Source organism: Paraburkholderia sp. SIMBA_027 (assembly GCF_046535315.1).
Taxonomy (GTDB): domain Bacteria; phylum Pseudomonadota; class Gammaproteobacteria; order Burkholderiales; family Burkholderiaceae; genus Paraburkholderia; species Paraburkholderia tropica.
Map to the genome: position 1 here is coordinate 110,188 of NZ_JAWRWY010000003.1, position 20,160 is coordinate 130,347.

The window sequence follows — 20,160 nt, forward strand, 5'->3', positions numbered from 1 at the left end:
GTATCGCTCGATGTCGATACGCGGCGTTGCATTACGGCTGACGCGCGGCGGCGCGCTGCTTCAGATCGAGCGCGACATCCACGATCATGTCCTCCTGTCCGCCCACCATTCGGCGCTTGCCCAGTTCGACGAGAATATCCACGGTTTTCAGGCCGTATTTCTTCGCCGCCACTTCCGAGTGACGCAGAAAACTCGAATACACGCCGGCATAACCGAGCGCGAGCGTTTCGCGGTCCACGCGCACCGGACGATCCTGCAACGGACGCACGATATCGTCGGCGGCGTCCATCAGCGTGTAGAGATCGGTGCCGTGATGCCAGCCCATGCGTTCGGCCGCGGCGACAAACACTTCGAGCGGCGCGTTACCCGCGCCGGCGCCCATGCCCGCCAGCGATGCATCGATGCGATCGCAGCCTTCTTCCACCGCGACGATCGAATTCGCCACGCCCAGCGAGAGATTGTGGTGCGCGTGCATGCCCGTTTGCGTTTCGGGTTTCAGCACCTGTTTGACGGCGCGAAAGCGATCACGCACGTCGTTCATCGTGAGCGCACCGCCCGAATCGACCACGTAAATACAGGTCGCGCCGTAGCTTTCCATCTTCTTCGCTTCGACGGCGAGATTGGCGGGCGTGGTCATGTGGCTCATCATCAGAAAGCCGACCGTGTCCATGCCGAGTTCGCGCGCATATTCGATGTGCTGCTTCGAAATATCGGCTTCCGTGCAATGCGTGGCCACGCGCACGACGCGCGCGCCTGCCTCATAAGCAGCCTTCAAATCGTGAATCGTGCCGATGCCGGGCAACAGCAGCGTGGCGATCTTCGCGTGCTGCACCACGTCCGCGACGGCTTCGATCCATTCGAGATCGCTATGCGCGCCAAAGCCGTAATTGAAGCTCGATCCTTGCAGACCGTCGCCGTGCGCGACTTCGATCGAATCGACTTTCGCCTTGTCGAGCGCGCGTGCAATGTCCTGCACGTTCTGAATCGAGTATTGATGACGAATGGCGTGACTGCCGTCGCGCAGCGTCACATCGGAGATATAGAGTTTCTTGCTCATCGCTTGTGCTCCTTACGCGCCTTGCACGCTCAGCAGCGTGTGCGCCATGCGCTCGGCGGTCGCGAGCGCGGCGGACGTCATGATGTCGAGATTGCCTGCGTACGCGGGCAGATAATGGGCGGCGCCTTCCACTTCGAGAAACACCGAAGTTTTCAGGCCGCTGAATGTGCCGAGGCCGGGAATCGTCAACGGTGCGTTCGCCGGAATTTCGTCGAATTGCACTTTTTGTTTGAGCCGATAACCGGGCACGTAGGCATTTACTTTCGCCACGGTGTCTTCAATCGATTTTTCAATCGCGTCCCGGTCGGCGAGTTCGGAAAGCGTGTAGACGGTATCGCGCATCATCACCGGCGGTTCCGCCGGATTCAGCACGATGATCGCCTTGCCTTTCGCCGCGCCGCCGACCACTTCAATCGCCTTCGAGGTGGTTTCGGTGAATTCATCGATATTCGCGCGCGTACCCGGCCCCGCCGATTTGCTGCTGATCGACGCGACAATTTCCGCGTAATGCACCTTCGCCACACGCGAGACCGCCGCCACGACGGGAATGGTCGCCTGACCGCCGCACGTGACCATATTCACGTTGGGCGCGTCGATCTGCGCGTCGAGATTCACCACCGGCACGCAATACGGACCGATCGCGGCGGGCGTCAGATCGATCATGCGAATCGACGGCTTCAGCTTGCGCAACAACGCGTCGTTCTTCACATGCGCGCCCGCCGATGTTGCATCGAACACGAAGTCAATATCGTTGAAAACGGGCAGACGCGTAAGCCCTTCCGCACCTTCGTGCGTGGTCGCCACGCCGAGCCGCGCGGCGCGCGCGAGGCCATCGGAGTTCGGATCGATGCCGACCATCGCCGCCATCTCCAGATGCCGGCTGTTGCGCATGATCTTGATCATCAGGTCCGTGCCGATGTTGCCGGAGCCGATAATCGCTGCCTTGAGTTTTTCGGAAGCCATGTTAATTCCTGTTTCGGCCTGTCAATCAGGCAGTGAAAGTCGCGCGAACGCCGCCGAGGCCTTCGATCTGCGCGGTGTAGGTGCCGGGTTCCTTCACGGCGACCATCGGGCCGAGCGCGCCCGTGAGCACCACGTCGCCGGCGCGCAGCGGCGTGCCGAGCTGCACCATGCGATCGGCGAGCCACACGGCTGCGTTGAGCGGATTGCCGAGGCACGCGGCGCCGTTGCCGCGCGAGAGCACTTCGCCGTCGCGCGACAACTCCATCGCGCACGCCGTCAAGTCGATCTGCGCGAGCGGCACGGGGCGGCTGCCGACCACGAAACGCGCGCTCGATGCGTTGTCGGCGACCGTATCGACGAAGCGAATATCCCAATCACGAATCCGGCTATCGACGATTTCGATCGCCGCGAGTGCATACGCACTCGCATTCAGGATGTCGACGAAGGTGTGCTTTTCATGCGTGAGATCGCGTGCGAGCACGAGCGCGATTTCCGCTTCCACTTTCGGCTGGATCAGTTGCGCGAGCGAAATGGCTTCGCTGTCGCCGTGCGCCATGCTCGCGAACAGCGCGCCAAAATCGGGCTGATCCACGCCCAGCTGCTTTTGCACCGCGAGCGACGTGAGGCCGATCTTGCGGCCCACGATGCGCTCGCCGTTCTTCACACGCAGGTCCACGTTCGCCTGTTGCACGGCATAAGCCGTGGCGATGTCGTCGAGCGCGATCTCGCCGCGCACGGGCTCGACCACGTTGCGTGTACGCTCCGCTTCGCGCAGTTGCGCGGCGAGCGTCGCGATGCGATGCTGATCGGTCATGCAAACTCTCCTTGTTTCTATGAATCGCGATCGATTGCTTTGATCGTTTCGATCGGCGTCGATCAGGCCGCCGCACGCCATTCGCTTGCGGGCGACGCGTGCATGGCGGCGAAACCGGCGATCCACTCGGGAATCTCGCGGTAGTAATCGAGCGACGCGCGATAGTCGCCATACGCGGCGAGCGTGCCGAACGCGGCCACCCAGGTGCGGATCTCGTGCGCCGACTTGCCGCCGTCGCGCGTGATGGCGGCGTTGGTCATGCCGTCCACCGCGGTCAGCTCGCCCGATGCGAGCTGCGCGAGAAACGCCCGATCCCATTCTGGATTGAGCGGATGCAGCGGGCTGTCGCCTTGCGAAAACGCGCGCGCCGCCGCCACGGTGCGCGCCTGACGCGCCTCGCGCGATTCGGCCGAGGGATTGCGGCCCGCGATCAAACGCTCGGCCACTTCAGGCGTCGCGCCGATCAGTTCGGGTACCGGCGGTTCATGCGAGATGCCGCCCGAACCGACCACGAGTACGCGCCGATTCGTGCGCGACAGAAAACGGCCAATCGCATCGCCGAGCAAACGCGCGCGGCGCAGCGTCGCCATCGGCGGCGCGACGGAATTGATGAACACCGGAATCACCGGATAGCGATCGAGACCGCCCGTCAGCACTTCGAGCGCCTGCGCGCAACCGTGATCGACCTGCATGCGATACGAAAGCGCGACGTCGATATCGGCGGCCAGCACGTGCTCCGTGAGTTCATGCGCGAGCACCGACGGCACCGGCAAGTCGCCCGCGAGGCTCTTGAAATCGCCGATCGCCTGCGCCTTCGCGCCGATGCAGAACGGCGGCATCACATCGTAGAAAAAACCGTTGAAGTGATCGGGCGCGAACACCACGATCAGATCGGGATTGAAGGCATCGACGCGCGCACGCGCCGCTCGACCCACGCGTTCGACTTCCTCGACCACGTCGGGACGCGGATCGAAGTAGCCGTGCAACGGCGTGTGCGAGAGACATTCGAGGTGAATGGGCATGGTCGTGAGGCTCCTGCTCAAGCTTCGGCGACGCGCGCGACGGCAACGTCGGCAAGCGCGGGGCGCGATATCGGTGCTGCGGCTCGCGCGTCGTTCACGGCGGCGGCGCTCATGCCGAGCTTGCCCGCAAGTTCGACGATGGCGTCCGAGACCTGCTGTGGCGTGCATACGCCCGCCACGAAACGATCGGGGCGCAGCAGCACGACCGACTCCGGCAGACGGCTGAACCAGTCCTTGAGGCGGCCCTGCACGTCGCCGATCGCGAGCACGTCGGGCGGCACGTCGTCGCCGTAATCGAGTTGCACGTCCGGCTTCACGACCACGAAGCGCGCGCCCAGACTCGCCCACAACGCACGCGCCTGCGGCGTGAGGCCGAAGGTCGGGTCCGCGCCCCAGGCGAGCAGCGCGAAACCGTTGCCGATCGCATCGTCCAGACGCACGACGCGGCCATCGGCCAGACGCACGCGCGGCTGCACGAACATGCGGCCCACCGGCGACGCAGCATGTGGATCGCGGCCATACGCAAGACGCCCGAGCAGCGAATCGCGCTTCTGGCTCATCAGTCCGAGCAGGCGACCGACCGGTCCGCTGCCTGCGCCTTCGAGCGTGCGCGCGAGCCAGCCGCCCTGCGCTTGCGGCGGCGGCAACAACACGACGCCCGCTTCGTATCGCGGCATCGGCTTGAAACGCATTTCGACGAAATAGCGCTTCACAGAAGGGAAAACGTTCATCGACTTCACGAACGCATCGCGAAAGCGCGCCCCGAAACGCGTGGTCGGCGCGAAGATATCGCCGGCGACTTCGGAGAGGTGAATCATCGAGCGTGCATGCGCGCGGCGCTCGACCGTATAGGTGTCGAGCAAACGGCCATCGGCGAGACCCTTCGCGACCATCGCGAGTTTCCAGCCGAGATTGTTCGCGTCGCGAATGCCGCTGTTGTAGCCCTGCCCTTGCCACACCGGCATGATGTGCGCCGCGTCGCCCGCGAGCAGCACGCGATCCACGCGAAACGTTTCGGCGAGCCGCGCATTGTGCGTATAGACGCGCTTGCGGATGTAGTCGACCTTGTCCGGGTCCGCGACCACCTTGCGGATCAGCGCGGCCATGTTGGCGGGCTGCGAAAGTTCTTCCTCGGTTTCGCCCGGCATCACCATGAATTCGAAACGGCGAATGCCGTGCGGCAGCGCCGCCGACACGTAAGGCCGCGTGTGATCGCAATGCATGTAGATGTGCGGCGAGCCGATCGGATCGTTGCGCACATCCACCACGATCCACTGATTCGGTTTCGTGCGGCCTTCGAACGGCACGTTCAGCGCGCGGCGCACGAAGCTGTTGCCGCCGTCCGCGCCCACCATGTACGCGGCGCGAATCGTGCGCTGCTCGCCGCTGGCGTCGCTCACGTCGATCGACACGCCTTGCGCGTCCTGCACGAAGCCATTCACGTCGTGGCCAAACAGCACGTCGACGTGAGCGAAGCGCGCGAGCCCTTCGTAAAGCACGCGATCCGCGAGCGGCTGAATAAAGGCATTGCGGCGCGGCCAGCCGAATTCGTCGGTGCGCGGTTCGATCGACGCGAAACAGTGGCCGTCTTTCGTCACGAAGCGCATCCAGTGATCGGGCGTGGTGTGCGGCGCGAGGTGATCGGCGAGACCGATCGACTGAAAAACGCGCAATGCTTCGTCATCCAAACCAATTGCGCGCGGATAGTCGATAATCTGATCGAGCTTTTCGATGAGCGTGACGCGCACGCCTTGCAGACCGAGAATATTGGCGATCGTGAGGCCGACCGGACCCGCTCCGATGATGGCGACGTCGGTAACGTGCTGGCGCGGGCGGACGGAATCCGCCTGATGAGGCGTGGTGTGCATGGTGTCTCCTGTTTGGATCGCGCGGGCGTTCATGCGCCGCGTGCGATCCCATGCAGATCTGTCGCGCGGCTCGGCGGCCGCTGCGGGTGCTGACAGGTTTTGCCTGAAACGGATCACCGCCTTGGGCGTTTTGCCGCAGGCCGGTGAATGAAAGCGAGTCTAGGGGCGCGCCCACACCCGCTCAACAATTTCGCAGAAATGTGCATAGAATGCACACAGTTGATTTAAAAGAGATTTTTTATGACGAAGTATGCAAACGTGCGAGGTCTCGCGCGCGGTCTGCAGGTGCTCCGGGCGCTCAACGCGATGGAGAACGGACGCGCGACGAGCCAGCAACTGAGCGAGGCCACGGGCCTGCATCGCACCACCGTGCGGCGTTTGCTGGAGACGCTGGTCGAAGAAAACTTCGTGCGGCGTAGCGCCTCCGACGACAGCTTCCGGCTCACGCTGAACGTGCGCGCGTTGAGCGAAGGCTTCACCGACGACGAACTGATCGCCACCGTCGCGCCGCCGATCATGGGCCAGCTGATGCAACGCATCGTGTGGCCGTCCGACCTCACGACGCCCGACGGCGACGCGATGATCGTGCGCGAGACCACGCATCGTTTCAGCCCGCTGTCGTTTCACCGCTCGATGGTCGGGCGCCGCTTGCCGCTGCTGCTCACGGCGGCGGGCCGCGTCTATCTGGCGATGTGTCCCGAGGCCGAACGCGAGGACATGCTCGATCTGTTGCGCGCGGGCGCGGGCGGCGAGCAGCAGCAGAAGCTCGCCTCGGACCCGGCCTTCATCCGCAATCTCGTCAAGCAGACGCGCGCGGACGGCTTCGGCTCGAATCACGGCGACTGGGCCGACCAGCGCAAGATCGGCGCCGTTGCGGTGGCGATCGAAGCGCATGGCCGCGTGCTCGCGAGCCTTAACGTGATTTATCTGGAGCAGGCCATGCAGCCGCAGGAAGCGGTGCGCCGGTTCGTGCCCGAGTTGCAGCGCGCGGCGAAGGAAATGGTGGAGGCGATGGAGCGGCAGGAAGGCGAGGCGTGAACGCGCCCGCCCACGCGCTTTTCAATAATTTTCGCGATTTGTGAAAAGGGGGCTTGCGCACCTGCGAGAGTGTCTCTATAATTCGCGCTCTCTACAGGCTCGTAGCTCAGTTGGTTAGAGCACCACCTTGACATGGTGGGGGTCGTTGGTTCGAATCCAATCGAGCCTACCAACGAATATAGTGGTATCGCGTAGCGCGCTTTATCATGCTTACGCAGTGAATATGGCGCATTCCCTCACGGGTCTGCGCCATTTTCTTTTGTGCCTTCATACGCGCACATCAGCACGCTATTCAGCACGCGCCAATCGGCGCATCACACTCGCCATTCAATCGAGTGCCTTGTCGTTCGGATGCGCGAACAGTTCCCTCATCTGCTGCGAAAGCGGATAGTCGAGATTCATGCCATTCGGCGGAATCGGCTGCGTGAACCATTTCGTATAGAGCTTCGCCATCTCGCCCGAGGTCTGCATCTTCGCGACGGTTTCGTCGACGAGCGCCTTGAATTGCGGATCGTCGCGACGCAGCATGCACGCGTAGTTTTCCGACACCGGCGGCGTGCCCGTCACCACATAATCCTGCGGACTCTTCGTCTTCGCGCGCTCGCCGTACAGCAGCGGCTCATCCATCACGAATGCGATTGCGCGGCCCGTCGTGACGTTGAGGAACGATTCGGCGTGGTCCTTCGCGCTGATGATCGTCATGTTCATATGCTTCTCTTCGTTCATCTTGCGCAGCATGCGTTCGTCGGACGTGCCCGCCGTGGTCGCCACCGTCTTGCCCGCGAGATCCGCGAAATCCTTCACGCCCGAATCCTTGCGCGTGATAAAGCGAATGCCGTACAGAAAAATGCTGTTCGAAAACGCGGCCTGATTCTGGCGCTCGAACGTATTCGTGGTCGAACCGCATTCGAGGTCGATCGTGCCGTTCTGCACAAGCGGAATGCGATTTTGCGAGGTGATGGGAATCGTGCGCACCTTGAGGTTCGGCGTGTCGGTTTTCTGCTTCACCGCTTCGACGATCTTCAGCGCGATTTCCTGCGAATAGCCAATCACGTTCTGATTCTGGTCGTAATACGAAAACGGAATCGACGACTCGCGCGTGCCAAGCACGATGACGCCCGTATCGTGCACTTTCTTGAGCGTGCCCGTGAGTTCTTCCGCTTGCGCCGCGCTCGCGAACAGCGTTGCCGCCAGTGCGCTTGCTCCAATCGCACCGATCACACCGACCACCCCGATTTTTCTCATGCCGATCATCGTCCTGTTCTCCCGACTGGTGTAGTGAAACAAATCGTTCAACGCGTCCAACGCGCCGGCACGAAGGCGTCGCCGTCGAGTGGCAGCGCGCGGTTCGCGAGCCGGTCCGCCAGCAGTTGCGCGCTGCCGCACGCGAGCGTGAAGCCCAGCGCGCCGTGCCCCGTGTTCATCCAGAGATTGCGAAAGCGTGTCGTGCCGATCAGCGGCTTGCTGTCCGGCGTGGCAGGCCGCATGCCCGTCCACGTTTGAATTGCGTCGTAATCGCCGGCTTGCGGAAACGTCTCGCGCGCCTGACGCGTGAGCAACGCGATACGCTCGCGATCGGCGTGCGCGCTCATGCCCGTGAGATCGACCATGCCCGCAATGCGCAGACGTTCGCCGAGCGGCGCGTAGACCACCTTGTGATGCGCATCCGTGACCGACACGCGCGGCGCGCCGTGTTCGCGCGCGTCGGGCAACGTGAGGCTGTAGCCTTTGAGCGGATAAACCGGCACGCTCACGCCGAGCGAGGCCAGCATCGGCTGACTCTGGAAGCCGAGGCACATCACGAAGGCATCGGCTTCGATATCGCCTTGCGACGTGATGGCTGCCTGCACATTCGATTCATTGATACGGAGTCCGGATAATTCAGTCGCGAGTTGAAGTTGCACGCCGTCGCGCTGCGCGGCACGCGCCAGATGACGCGTGAAGCTGTCGCAATCGCCGGCTTCTTCACCGGGCGTATGAATGCCGCCTGCAATATCGCCGCCGATATGCGCGAGCGCCGGTTCCAGCGCCACGCACGCCGCGCCGTCGAGCGCGTGCTGTTCGCAGCCGAATTTCGCCTGATACTGCGCCTGGCGGCACGCGCCCTCAAAACCTTCGCGATCGCGAAACACAACGAGTTTTCCGTTGCGTACATAGTCGAAATCGAGCGATTCGCGCGCGACGATTTCGTGCATCAGACGCTGGCTCAGAAAGCCGAGACCAAGCAATTCCGCCGTGGTCTGCTGGCTGCGCGCACGCGTGCAGGCGCGCAGAAACTCCACGCACCAGCGCCACTGATGCGGATCGAGACGCGGCACGAAACGCAGCGCCGCATCGCGTGAAAACAGCCATTGCGGCAGCTTGGGCAGCACCGAGGGATCGGCGAGCGGCGCCACGTAGCTGTAGCTCAGCTGACCGCCGTTGGCGTGGCTGGTCTCCTGCGCCACGTCCGCGCGACGCTCGACGAGCGTCACCTGATGTCCATCGCGAGCAAGAAAATAGGCCGTCGTCACACCGATGACGCCGCCGCCCAACACGCAAATTCGCATAACCCGTTATTCAGTCCACTGGTTTTGACCGGGTCACGCGAGGCTTTCGCTGCCACGCTCGCGAGACCGACCACACCAGTCTTACCGGGCAAAAAACGGAACTCAATTGCGAATTGCGCGGGGGATATAACCTCAGGTTAAGTCCCGATGACGCGGCGCGCACGGCGAATTCAGGCCAGCGCCGGCTCCGCACCCGCATGCCGTGCGCCTTCCAGGGCCGGCGCGCCCGGTTCGCCCCGGCGCGCGGCATGCCCTTGCGCAGCGCCGAGATTGAATACCGACACCGCCTCGCGCAGCGTGTTGGCCTGCGCTTCGAGCGACTGCGCGGCAGCCGCGGCCTCTTCCACGAGCGCCGCGTTGCGCTGCGTGACCTCGTCGATCTGCGCGACCGCGCGATTCACCTGCTCGATGCCGTCGCTCTGCTCGTGCGTCGCCGCCTCGATCTCGCCCATGATGCTGCTCACGCGCGCCACCGCGTCGCGCGCCGCGCCCATCGTGTGACGCGCTTCGTCGACGAGACGCGCGCCCGCGCCCACCGTCGCGACCGACGCCGTGATCAGCTCCTTGATCTCCTTGGCGGCCGTGCCCGAGCGCTGCGCGAGGCTGCGCACTTCGGCGGCAACCACCGCGAAGCCGCGCCCTTCCTCGCCCGCGCGCGCGGCTTCGACCGCCGCGTTCAGCGCGAGGATGTTGGTCTGGAACGCGATGCCTTCGATGATGCCGGTGATTTCCTCGACCTTGCGCGACGACGACGAGATGTCGTTCATCGTCTCGTTCACGCGCGCAACCACGTCCGCGCCGCGCGACACGGTGTCGAGCGCGCCTTGCGCAAGCCCGCTCGCCTCCTTCGCCGCCGACGTGTTCTGGCGCACCGCCGATGCCAGCTCCTCCAGGCTCGCCGCCGTCTCTTCGAGCGCCGCCGCCTGCTGCGACGTGCGGCTCGACAGATCGGCATTGCCCGACGCGATCTGATCCGCGCCCAGCGTGATCTCGTGCGTGCTGCCGCGTACGCGCGCGACGGTGCCCATCAGCCCTTCGCGCATCTGCGCGAGCGCGCCGAGCAACTGGCCCATTTCATTGTTCGAGCGCACGCGCACGTCCACGGTCAGATCACCGGCCGCAATGCGCTGGAAGTGGCGAATCGCCTGATCGACAGGCTTCACGACGGCCGCCGCGAGCCCCTTTCGAGCGAACAGACCGAGCACGACGCCAATCACGGCAATCGCGCCGAACACGATGACCGACACCTGGAAGCGCTCGGCGGCGATCTCGCCATCGCGCTGTTCGCGGGCGGTCTGCCATTGTTCGAGCGCGTCGATCGCTTTCGCGTAGATGGCGTAATAGCGGTCGGCCGTCTCGCCCTGGATGGTGCGGAAGGTGTTGAAGTCGTTGTCGACGAGCGCCTTGTACTCCGGCTCCAGCGCCTGCTCGACGAGCGCCGTACGCGCCTGCGCGACCGCTTTGGCGAGCCGTGCTTCTTCGTCGTCGGTGAAAGGGCCCGCGCTGTAGCCCGCGAAATCCTTGTTCGAATCGACGAGCACCTTGTGCGCCTGTTCGAGCAGGCCCTCCGTGGACTTGCCCACGCTGAACAGCGTCTCGTAGCCGCCCAGCGCGAGGCGCACCTGCAGAAGCCGCTCCGAACTCGTCTTGAGCGCGGCGAGCGACTGGGCGCTGCGCTGCGTATCGACGAGACTCTCGTTGGTCAATTTGAGGGCCCCGTACGCCACGCCGATCACCACCAGCAGAAAGGCGACGAATAGGCCAATGACGAGGGTAAGCCCGCCGCGAATAGTGATATTCCTGAGCATCTGGTCGGTCTCCTGGCTTTTTATCGCGGCGCGTGGCCGCCCGCGCAATCTCGCGCTTCGCAGGGACTAACGGCAGGTTTAATTCACTCCCTTATAGGGGATATCCATGAGGAAAGCGGAATATTCGCGACGTTCGTTTCAATTATTGGGAAATTCGTGGAATTACCACTCTAATTAAGCATTGGCGATGGCCGATGTGGCCGGCGCGTCGTCCGGCCACGCGCAAGAGCAGGCATTGCGGTAAATAGTATTTTACCTGCCGGGCAATAATCACCCAGGCATGCTCAATGTATTTTTTAGCGATCTTCTTCCGCCCTTCCAAATGGGCTTTCTTTTGCAATTGATCGCAGCAAACGTTTCCTTTTATCGAAATTTCTCTAAATCTCGATTTGTTTAAAACATGCCTGAATTCATTGACACGAATTCACACATCAGCACTGGTCTTTATCGACTTTTAACGCCCCTCAAGAATGACAACTAGCCGCCGATAACTCGACGGTATTCCGTCCGACTGGCTTCATCGTAATTCGGACGTTGCCTGACTAAAGCAGGCTTTTATTGACCCGGATTGCGTTCCGATATGACTACATTAGAACCCGTCGCGGCTTTATCGAGCCGCACCGCGCTTTCCACGGAGACATCGGCACCGAGTTCGCGCGAATTGCGCGAGCGGCGACTCGACGAACTGCTCGAAAGCTGCAAACAGCAAACGCTGCAACAGATCATCGGTCCGTTCGGCCTCACGCCCGCCATGTTCGACGACAAGACCGGCGGCAATGTCACCACGCTGCACAATTTCGAACAAGGCATTACGGCGACGCAAAACGATGCCGCGGCCTATACGGAATGGCACGACAAGCAGTCGAATCCCATCGACCGCACGACGTACGGCAAGACGTTTCCCGCAAAGCGCAAGGCGATGTTCCAGAATGACGAGCCCATCATCAGCGCTTATACGGGCAAGGAACTGCCGCGCGATGGACGCACGCATCTCGATCATGTGAATTCGGTCAAAAGCATCGAGATCGACCCTCGCGCCAATCTCTTCATGAACAAAGCGCAGCGCGTGGAGATGGCGAATGCGCCGGAGAATCTCGTTCCGGCCGAGCACGATATCAATCAGTCGATGCAGGACAAGGTCAAGCTCGACTGGGCGAATGCGGAGCGCAAGAAAACGCCCGGGCAAACCAACGCGGAGTCGTTCGGCGTCGACGTGGAATTGCTCAAGAGAACGCAGGATAAAGCCGATCGTCATCGCAAGATCGAAACGCTCAAGGCTCAGGCAAAGAAGCAAGGCGCGGAACTCGCCTCCACCTGCGCCACGGAAGCGGGCAAGAACGCACTGCGCCAGGCGATGGGCGTGCTGCTGCACGAGTTCGTCAACAGCAGCTATGTGGAAGTCGCCACGCTCGTGCGCACGCCGGCGCCCACGGAGAATCTCGTCGACCGCGTGACCGAGGCGCTCAAGCGCACGCTCGATCGCGTCACGGCGAAGCTCGGGCATGCGTTCGACGCGCTCATCGAAGGCGGCGTTCAAGGCGCGGTGAGCAATCTGCTCACGTTCATCATCAACAATGTCGTCACGACGTCGGCGAAGATCGTCACGGTCATCCGTGAAAGTTTCAAGGGACTCTGGCAGGCCATCAAGATCGTCTGCTTCCCGCCCAAGGGTCTCTCGGCGATGGAAGCCGCGCGCCAGGCCACGAAGATCATTGCGGGCGTGATCACGACCAGCGTCGGGCTTCTGTTCGAGCAGTCCATCAAGGGCTTTCTGGTCAGCATTCCCTTTCTCGCGCCGCTGGCCGCTTATGTCGCGCCCGTCATCACCGGCATTCTGACCGGGCTGATGACCGCGTTGACGGTCTATGCGATCGACCGCCTGTTCGACTGGCTGTCGCAAACCGGCACCGAACATCTCGAAGCGCAGATCGACACGCTCGAAGCCGATGCGGCGCTCGGCGAGCGTCTTGCGACCTTCATCGAGCAGCAGTATCAGCACTCGCAGCGCTACCAGGAAATGCTCGCCTGTTACGAGGCAATGGCCGAAGACCTGGAAAAAGCCGAACACCACTTGCTGGCTGCCGTGGATACGGCCGCCGCCACCGTCGAGATCGGTGCCAGCACGCACAAGGCGCTTGGCACCGGCCTCGCAAACATGAAGCAGATGGACGACGAACTCGAGCGCCTGCTCGCAGACTATTGCACCAAACCTTGAAACCATGAACGACCTGATCCAGGACATTGCCAAGATTGAAGTCCCGCACGATCTGCTTTCGCAGATCGACGTGAACGACGTGCTCTTGAAGTTCCGCAACAACTTCAAGCGGCTCGACGAACTGAAGCGCGCGCGTAACGAACATGAGCAGCGCAACGCGCTCATGCGCTGGTGGCACAACGACAAGCTGAAGGACGCGCAACTCGATGCGCAGGAGTTGCAGGCGGAGTTCTCCAAGAGCCTCGCGCAACTGATGGTCATCAGCATGATGCAGTCGCAGAAGCTCGCGCATCAGCAAGATCAGATCGGCTCGCAGCAACGCGACCTCAAGCGTCAGACCGAACGCCTCGAATCGCATACGGTGCAGCTCGATCAGCAGCAACAGAAGCTGCATATTCAGGCTGTCGAACTGAAAAATCTGATCAACGATTTCTTCGAGCTGCGCGGTTTGACGCAAGAAGGTGCGAAGCAACTTATCGCCATCGCGTCGGAGGTGAAAGGCACGCGCAACGAGCTGATTCAATCGGTGCAGGCAACCGCCGCCAGCATGCGCGACGACCACGCCGCGCTCGAACAGTTCGTGAAGGACGTGGCGGCTTCGCTCAGCGCGTCGGTGATGGAGAAAACCGGGCAATTGAGCCAGCAGGTTGACGCGCAGTGCGCCGCATTGACGAGCCGTCTCGAAACCGCGCAAGCGCACGGCGCCGCGCGTCTCGACGAGATCGCCGCAACGCTCGGCGGCCATATGAGCCATACGCAGGCGCAGGGCGAAGCGCTCGTGGCGCGCATCGAAGCGACGGACGGTCGTCACGCGCAAGCGCAACTCGCCATCGACGCTCTGAGCGCGCGCCAGCAAGCGATGAATGCGGGTATCGAGGCGAACGGCACGCGTATCGGCGTGCATGCCGATTCGATCGCCCAACTCAAATCGGAACTCGACGCGAGCAAAAAGCAGTCGCATGAATTGAAGGCGCAACTGGAACAAGCCGAAAACACGGCCAATCTGAATGCGGCGAAATTCAACGATGCGAACGTGCGTGTCCAGCGTCTCGCGCGAATCAGCGCGGCATGCTCGGTTGTCGCGCTGGTGGGCGTCGTGGTCAGTCTCGCCAACGCGGCACACTGGATTCACTTCTAGAATCGGTTAGCGAGCGAGCGCGCCTGCGCCATGCCCGCTCCTCGCGGGAAGGCGGCAAGCGTGCTCGCGTTGCAGCATCTCGCTGCGCTTTGCGCTTCAACTCCCCGGATCAAGCAGGTTCGACGAGAAGTCACACGACTGCGCCGCGAGCCGCGCCACCGCGGCGCTCAACGAATGCGCCCGCTCCGCGCGATGCATCGCGACGTATTTAACCGGCGGCAACTCGGGCCTCGTCGGGACGACCACTAGCGCGCGCCGCTTGAGCATGCGTGCAAGACACGCCCGCGGCAAATAACTGACGCCCAGCCCCGAAAGCGTGAGCCCGATTTGCGCGATCAGGCTGTTGCTCGCGAGCACCTTCTGCAAGGCCACGCCTTGCTCTTCCAGAAACCGGCTATACACATACCCGGTGCCCGACAATCCGCCCTGCAGAATCAGCGGATATTTCGCGATCTCCGCGAGCGCGATCGCGCGCTTGCCCGGCGCGAGGCTCGCCGCGCACATCCACGCGTTCTGCACCTCGCCCACGAGCGTCGACGCATACGGCTCGACCTCATGCGTCTGCGGCACGATGATGACGTCCACCGTCGCCGCCGCCAGCCGTTCGCGCAGGGTCGCGTTGAGATCCACCTCCGCTTCGACCTTCACCTTCGGATACTCGGCCTGAATCGCCCCGATCAAACGCGGCAGCCAGGTCAGCGCCGTGAGTTCCGTGACGCCGATGCGAATCTGTCGAACCAGCGCTTCTTTCGAGCTCATGCGCTCGACAATCTGATCGCGTCGCTCCAGCAATTCCTTCGCGTGCTCGAAGAATTCCGTGCCCTTCTCCGTGAGACGCGCGCTGCGATTCGCGCGGTCGAACACGGCCACGTCGAATGCGCGTTCGAGTTCCTGCACGCGCTTCGAAATCGCTGATTGCGTGGTGTTCAGGCGCGTGGCCGCCGCCTCGAAGGAGCCAAGCTGAACGATCCAGTACAAGGCTTCCATTTGTTTGAACGTCAGCATGGCCCGAATTTCACATCACTAAAAGCGATAGTTTCTCATAGAAAAAAATCGCTTTTTTAGTTCATTTTGGCTGGTTAATTTTTCTCTCGACGAGTCCCGGACGAGGCTCGGTTTATCCAAATCAATCGATACGTGTCTGGAGAACGCATGGAATCCGTCATGGAAGCACCTCAACCCGAGCGCGTGGCGCGCAAGCCGCGCGTCGGGCTCGCGTGGCAAATCGTTATCGGGCTTATCGTCGGTATTGCGGTGGGGCTGGTGCTCAACCGTCTGCCCGGCTCGCGCGAATCGGTCATCAACGGCTTTCTGCAACCGGCCGGCGACATCTTTATCCGTCTGATCAAAATGGTTGTCGTGCCGATCGTGTTTACGAGCATGGTGATGGGCATCGCGGGGGTCGGCGACGGGCGTTCGCTCGGGCGTATCGGCCTGAAAACGCTGATCTATTTCGAAGTCGTCACGACCATTGCGATCGTGCTGGGCCTCGTGCTCGGCAACGTGCTGCATCCGGGACTCGGCACCGATCTGTCCCAGCTCGGCCACACCGATATCTCGCGCTATCAGCAGACCACGCAGCAGACGCAGGGCCATCACGGCTTCATGGCGCTGTTGCTGAGCATCATTCCCGACAACATCGTCATGGCGATGGGTCGCGGCGATCTGTTGCCGGTCATTTTCTTTTCCGTGCTGTTCGGTCTCGGCCTGCAAACCGTGCCCGCCGAATATCGCCAGCCCGTGCTGGCTATGTTCAAAGGCATGAGCGACGCGATGTTCAAGGTCACCGGCATGGTGATGCGTTACGCGCCGTTCGGCGTGTGCGCGCTGATCGCGGTCACGGTGGCGAGTTTCGGCTTTGGCTCGCTGCTGCCGCTTATTAAACTCGTTGCGGTGACGTATCTCGCGATCATTCTGTTTGCAGTGTTCGTGCTCGGCCTGGCGGCGCGGCTGTTTGGTTTCAGTATCTTCACGCTGCTGCGCGTCATCAAGGACGAATTGATCATTGCGTTCTCCACCTGCAGTTCGGCAACGGTTCTGCCGCAATTGATGAAAAAGATGGAGGACTACGGCGTGCCGAAAAGCATCACGACGTTCGTGGTTCCCACGGGTTACACGTTCAATCTCGACGGCGCATCGATTTACCTCGGCATCGGCACGCTGTTCGTTGCGCAGCTTTATGGCGTTCACCTCGGCCTGCAAGAACAGATCGTGCTCGTCCTGACGATGGTGGTGACGTCGAAAGGCGCGGCCGGTGTGCCCGGCTTCATGTTCGTCATTTTGCTGACCACGCTCGCGAGCGCCGGATTGCCGCTCGAAGGGCTCGCCTTTATCGCGGGCGTCGACCGGATCATGGATATGGGACGCACGGCGCTCAATGTCGTGGGCAATGCGCTCGCACCGCTCATCATCGCAAAGTGGGAAGGCCAGTACGACGCGGAAAAAGGCAAAGCCTATGTCGCGTCGCTGGACGTATGAGATTCAAAAAGAACCGATCAGTCAGGAACAGCAATCATGGAACGAGGAACCAAAGAGATGAGCAGCCATCGCGGACAGTTGTTTTCCGATTCGCTCATGGAGGCCATCAAGGGCCGCTTTCATTATGTCGATCACGATATCGACGGCAAAGCGCGCCTCTTTTTCGATAATGCCGGCGGTTCTTTCAGATTGAAATCGGCGCTTGAAGCGTTCGCGCAAGTCGATGCGCTGCCCGATTGTCCCGAGCGCATTCACGAACGCGCGCTCGTTTTGCAGGACATTCAGGCACGGGGCGAAGACGACGTTCGCCGTATGCTCAACGCGCGCAACGGCAGTGTGTATCTTTCGCTGACCGCGTCCGCGGCGATGTTCGAGATGGTGCGCGCGGTCATGGAGAACGTGCCCGGCACGAACGCGGTCACGACCATACTCGAACATCCGTCGTCGTTCGATGCCATGACGATGTATTGCGAGCGCACCGGTAAAACGCTGCGCGTCGCGCCGAGCAACGTGGAAACCGGCGGTATCGATGTCGATGCCATCGTCGCGCTCATCGACGACGACACGGCGTTATTGAGCGTGATGTACGCGTCGAACATTTCGGGTGCCAAGCTCGATATTGCCGAGATCGTCGAACGGGCGCGCGCGCGCAAGCCGGATATCTTCATCATCGTCGACGCGGTTCAGCATGCGCCGCACGCCGCAATCGATCTGCAAAAGACGCCGGTCGACGGTATCAACTTCGCGCCGTACAAGTTTTTCGGCTGCCGGGGTTCGGGCGTGACGTGGCTTTCCGAACGGCTCGCGGCGCTTCCGCATCATCGGCTCGCCGCGAAGGAAAAAGGTGTCTGGGAACTCGGCAGCCCCGCGCCCGCGCAATTCGCGGTGGTGAGCGCCATCGTCGATTACGTGACGTGGATCGGCGCACAATTCAGCGACGCCGACGACCGGCGAGAATTGTTCGTGCACGGCATGCAACGTATCGAAATGCACGAGCGAGCCTTGCTTGCGCTATTGCTCGACGGCGTAGACGGTCAGCGCGGACTGCGGGCAATCGAAGGCGTGCACGTATTCTGGGATCACGACGACCTTACGCGCCGAGATCTGATCGCCGGCATCGGCTTCGATCATCTCGATCCGACCGCCGCCGTGCGCGCTTATGAAGAACGCGGTGTGATCGTCTATGAACGGATCGCGACCAGCCTGTATTCCGGGCGCATGCTGAAATCGTTCAATCTCGACGGTGCGGTTCGCATCTCGCCGTTGCATTGTCACGCGCCCGGCGATATGGCGAAGTTTCTCGCCGTGACGGAAGAGATTGCCATTGCGAACCGGCGCAGCCAATAACGCAAAATGAAATGCAGACGCGCCGGGATTCGATTCGCTGACCCGGCGCGTCTGCATACCAACCCGCACGATCCCCTTCGCCAATCATTTCGGCCGATGCGGCCACGCTCCCCGCTTGACGACCGACCAGTAAATCCAGCCGATCAGCACCAGCGCGACGGCGCCCAACATGGTTGGGAGTACCAGGAAAGACCAGCCCGGCTGCGCGGCGAAGATAATCACCGGATTGCTGCCCGCAGGCGGATGCACCGTGCGCGTCAGCATCATCAGCATCAGTGCGGATGCGGCCGCAATCGCCATCGGCATATAGCCGGGACCGAACAGATGCAAGCAGACGAGTCCCGTTAGCGAGGTCAGCACATGGCCGCCGATGATGTTTCTCGGTTGCGAAAACGGGCTGGCCGGAAAACCGAACAGCAACACGCAGGTGGCCCCGAATGAACCGAGAATCCACGGTTCCGAGGTCTCTTGCGCCAATACGCCCACGAGAGCCAATCCAACGAACGCGCCCAGGCCGGCGAGCAGAATACCGCCGGCCTGGGTGCGCCACGTCGAGGCTCCGTTAGCGCTTGCGGAAGCGGCGGACGGAGTCGTCATAAGCGATCAGGCCGCCTTGAAGCGGGCGGCTTCTTCCGAACCCTTCGTCGCGTTGCCCGCGCTGTATGAATGCGCGCCCACGCCGGCGAGTTTGCCGCCTTGCACGATCAGATACTCGTCGCGAATCGGACGGCCCTCGAAATAGCATTCGAGAATTTCGCGCGTGCCCGCCGCATAACGCGCCTGCGCGGACAGGCTCGTGCCGGAGATGTGAGGCGTCATGCCCTGATGCGGCATGCTGCGCCACGGATGATCCGCGGGCGCGGGCTGCGGGAACCAGACGTCGCCGCCATAGCCCGCGAGTTGACCGCTTTTCAGCGCATCGACAATCGCGTCGCGATCGCAGAGCTTGCCGCGCGCCGTGTTGATCAGATACGCGCCGCGCTTGAAATTTTTGAGCGTTTGCGCATTGATCATGTGTTCGGTTTCGGGATGTAGCGGGCAATTCAGCGTGACAACATCGCACACGCGCGTCAGGCTTTCGAGGCTCGTGTGATGCGTGAGATTCAGTTCCTTTTCCACCGACTCCGGCAAACGGTGGCGATCGAGATAATGCAGCTTCATGTCGAACGGCTTGAGCAGACGCAGCACGCGCAAACCGATGCGGCCCGCCGCCACCGTGCCCACGTGCATGCCCTCGATGTCGTACGAGCGCTCGACGCAATCGGCAATATTCCAGCCGCCGCTATTGGCCCAGTTATGCGAGGGCATGTAATTGCGCACGAGCGCCAGCGTCGTCATCACCACATGCTCGGCGACGCTATTGCTGTTGCAGTACGTGACTTCCGCCACCGTGATGCCGCGATCCATCGCGGCCTGCAGATCGGTGTGATCGGAGCCGATGCCCGCGGTCACGATCATCTTGAGTTTCGGCGCCTTCGCGATGCGCTCGGCCGTCATGTACGCGGGCCAGAACGGTTGCGAGATCACGATCTCGGCGTCGTGCAGTTCGCGGTCGAGCACGCTGTCCGCGCCGTCCTTGCTCGACGTCACCACGAGTTGATGATCCTTCGATTCCAGATATTTTCGCAGGCCCAGTTCACCCGATACGCAACCGAGCAAATGACCCGGCGTGAAGTCGATGGCACGCGGCGTCGGCGTGGTTTGTCCGTCGGGATAACGCGTGATTTCGGGAATCGTGTCGCGCGCGTACTGCTTCGGCATACCGTTGACCGGATCGTCATAAAGCACACAAACAATTTTAGCCACGATGTTGTCTCCACTCTGATGGACGGGAATCCGGCGGCTCTGGGCGCCGCCGGTTGT

The 20,160-nt window shown here is 62.0% G+C and carries 16 protein-coding genes and 1 tRNA gene; 6 read left to right on the forward strand and 11 right to left on the reverse strand.

The window, feature by feature from the left end; translation table 11 throughout:
- Positions 1–31 precede the first annotated feature (31 nt).
- The 5 genes from dmpG to SB764_RS06150 form a co-directional block, all read right to left on the reverse strand.
- Positions 32–1,057 carry a 4-hydroxy-2-oxovalerate aldolase gene (gene dmpG, locus SB764_RS06130; RefSeq protein WP_074981028.1) on the reverse strand — a complete coding sequence of 342 codons (1,026 nt, stop codon included), beginning with the start codon at positions 1,055–1,057 and terminating at the stop codon, positions 32–34.
- A 12-nt stretch (positions 1,058–1,069) separates the two neighbouring features.
- Positions 1,070–2,020 (reverse strand): acetaldehyde dehydrogenase (acetylating), encoded by a 951-nt coding sequence (locus SB764_RS06135; protein ID WP_065064297.1) that lies wholly within the window; start codon positions 2,018–2,020, stop codon positions 1,070–1,072.
- Positions 2,021–2,045: 25 nt separating this feature from the next.
- Positions 2,046–2,834: a 2-keto-4-pentenoate hydratase gene (mhpD, locus tag SB764_RS06140; RefSeq protein WP_065064299.1), complete on the reverse strand. Its 789-nt coding sequence runs from the start codon at positions 2,832–2,834 to the stop codon at positions 2,046–2,048.
- A gap of 62 nt (positions 2,835–2,896) precedes the next feature.
- On the reverse strand, positions 2,897–3,856 hold the full coding sequence (locus SB764_RS06145; protein WP_176079741.1) for a 3-carboxyethylcatechol 2,3-dioxygenase: 960 nt from the start codon (positions 3,854–3,856) through the stop codon (positions 2,897–2,899).
- Between the two features lie 17 nt (positions 3,857–3,873).
- Complete coding sequence (locus SB764_RS06150; RefSeq protein WP_321904209.1) at positions 3,874–5,724, reverse strand: bifunctional 3-(3-hydroxy-phenyl)propionate/3-hydroxycinnamic acid hydroxylase; 1,851 nt, start codon at positions 5,722–5,724, stop codon at positions 3,874–3,876.
- Positions 5,725–5,964: 240 nt separating this feature from the next.
- Between SB764_RS06150 and SB764_RS06155 the strand changes: the two genes are divergently transcribed.
- Together SB764_RS06155 and SB764_RS06160 are read left to right on the forward strand one after the other, a co-directional pair.
- On the forward strand, positions 5,965–6,762 hold the full coding sequence (locus SB764_RS06155; RefSeq protein WP_410862961.1) for a DNA-binding transcriptional regulator: 798 nt from the start codon (positions 5,965–5,967) through the stop codon (positions 6,760–6,762).
- A gap of 95 nt (positions 6,763–6,857) precedes the next feature.
- Positions 6,858–6,934: transfer RNA gene (locus tag SB764_RS06160), tRNA-Val, on the forward strand.
- A 155-nt stretch (positions 6,935–7,089) separates the two neighbouring features.
- On the opposite strand, the gene SB764_RS06165 is transcribed toward SB764_RS06160, so the two are convergent.
- From SB764_RS06165 to SB764_RS06175, 3 genes are all read right to left on the reverse strand, one after another.
- Positions 7,090–8,007, reverse strand: a complete 918-nt coding sequence (locus SB764_RS06165; protein ID WP_321941789.1) for a glutamate/aspartate ABC transporter substrate-binding protein — start codon at positions 8,005–8,007, stop codon at positions 7,090–7,092.
- A 47-nt stretch (positions 8,008–8,054) separates the two neighbouring features.
- Positions 8,055–9,311 carry a D-amino acid dehydrogenase gene (locus SB764_RS06170; RefSeq protein ID WP_074981036.1) on the reverse strand — a complete coding sequence of 419 codons (1,257 nt, stop codon included), beginning with the start codon at positions 9,309–9,311 and terminating at the stop codon, positions 8,055–8,057.
- 170 nt (positions 9,312–9,481) lie between these two features.
- On the reverse strand, positions 9,482–11,119 hold the full coding sequence (locus tag SB764_RS06175) for a methyl-accepting chemotaxis protein (RefSeq protein ID WP_074981038.1): 1,638 nt from the start codon (positions 11,117–11,119) through the stop codon (positions 9,482–9,484).
- Between the two features lie 580 nt (positions 11,120–11,699).
- On the opposite strand from SB764_RS06175, the gene SB764_RS06180 reads away from it, so the two are divergent.
- Both SB764_RS06180 and SB764_RS06185 read left to right on the forward strand, forming a co-directional pair.
- Entirely contained in the window at positions 11,700–13,334 is a 1,635-nt protein-coding gene (locus tag SB764_RS06180; protein WP_410862963.1) for a hypothetical protein, read from the forward strand.
- A 4-nt stretch (positions 13,335–13,338) separates the two neighbouring features.
- Positions 13,339–14,472 carry a hypothetical protein gene (locus tag SB764_RS06185; protein ID WP_065064313.1) on the forward strand — a complete coding sequence of 378 codons (1,134 nt, stop codon included), beginning with the start codon at positions 13,339–13,341 and terminating at the stop codon, positions 14,470–14,472.
- A gap of 96 nt (positions 14,473–14,568) precedes the next feature.
- Here the strand turns inward: SB764_RS06185 and SB764_RS06190 are convergent, their stop codons facing one another.
- Positions 14,569–15,477, reverse strand: coding sequence for a LysR family transcriptional regulator (locus SB764_RS06190; protein WP_065064315.1), 909 nt, complete (start codon positions 15,475–15,477; stop codon positions 14,569–14,571).
- 147 nt (positions 15,478–15,624) lie between these two features.
- Between SB764_RS06190 and gltP the strand changes: the two genes are divergently transcribed.
- A complete protein-coding gene (gene gltP, locus SB764_RS06195; protein ID WP_410862965.1) occupies positions 15,625–16,950 on the forward strand; it encodes a glutamate/aspartate:proton symporter GltP in 1,326 nt (441 codons plus the stop codon).
- Between the two features lie 57 nt (positions 16,951–17,007).
- On the forward strand, positions 17,008–18,297 hold the full coding sequence (locus SB764_RS06200; RefSeq protein ID WP_065064319.1) for an aminotransferase class V-fold PLP-dependent enzyme: 1,290 nt from the start codon (positions 17,008–17,010) through the stop codon (positions 18,295–18,297).
- 84 nt (positions 18,298–18,381) lie between these two features.
- On the opposite strand, the gene SB764_RS06205 is transcribed toward SB764_RS06200, so the two are convergent.
- Together SB764_RS06205 and SB764_RS06210 are read right to left on the reverse strand one after the other, a co-directional pair.
- On the reverse strand, positions 18,382–18,894 hold the full coding sequence (locus SB764_RS06205) for an HPP family protein (protein ID WP_065064321.1): 513 nt from the start codon (positions 18,892–18,894) through the stop codon (positions 18,382–18,384).
- A gap of 6 nt (positions 18,895–18,900) precedes the next feature.
- Positions 18,901–20,103 carry an NAD-dependent formate dehydrogenase gene (locus SB764_RS06210; RefSeq protein WP_065064322.1) on the reverse strand — a complete coding sequence of 401 codons (1,203 nt, stop codon included), beginning with the start codon at positions 20,101–20,103 and terminating at the stop codon, positions 18,901–18,903.
- Positions 20,104–20,160 lie beyond the last annotated feature (57 nt).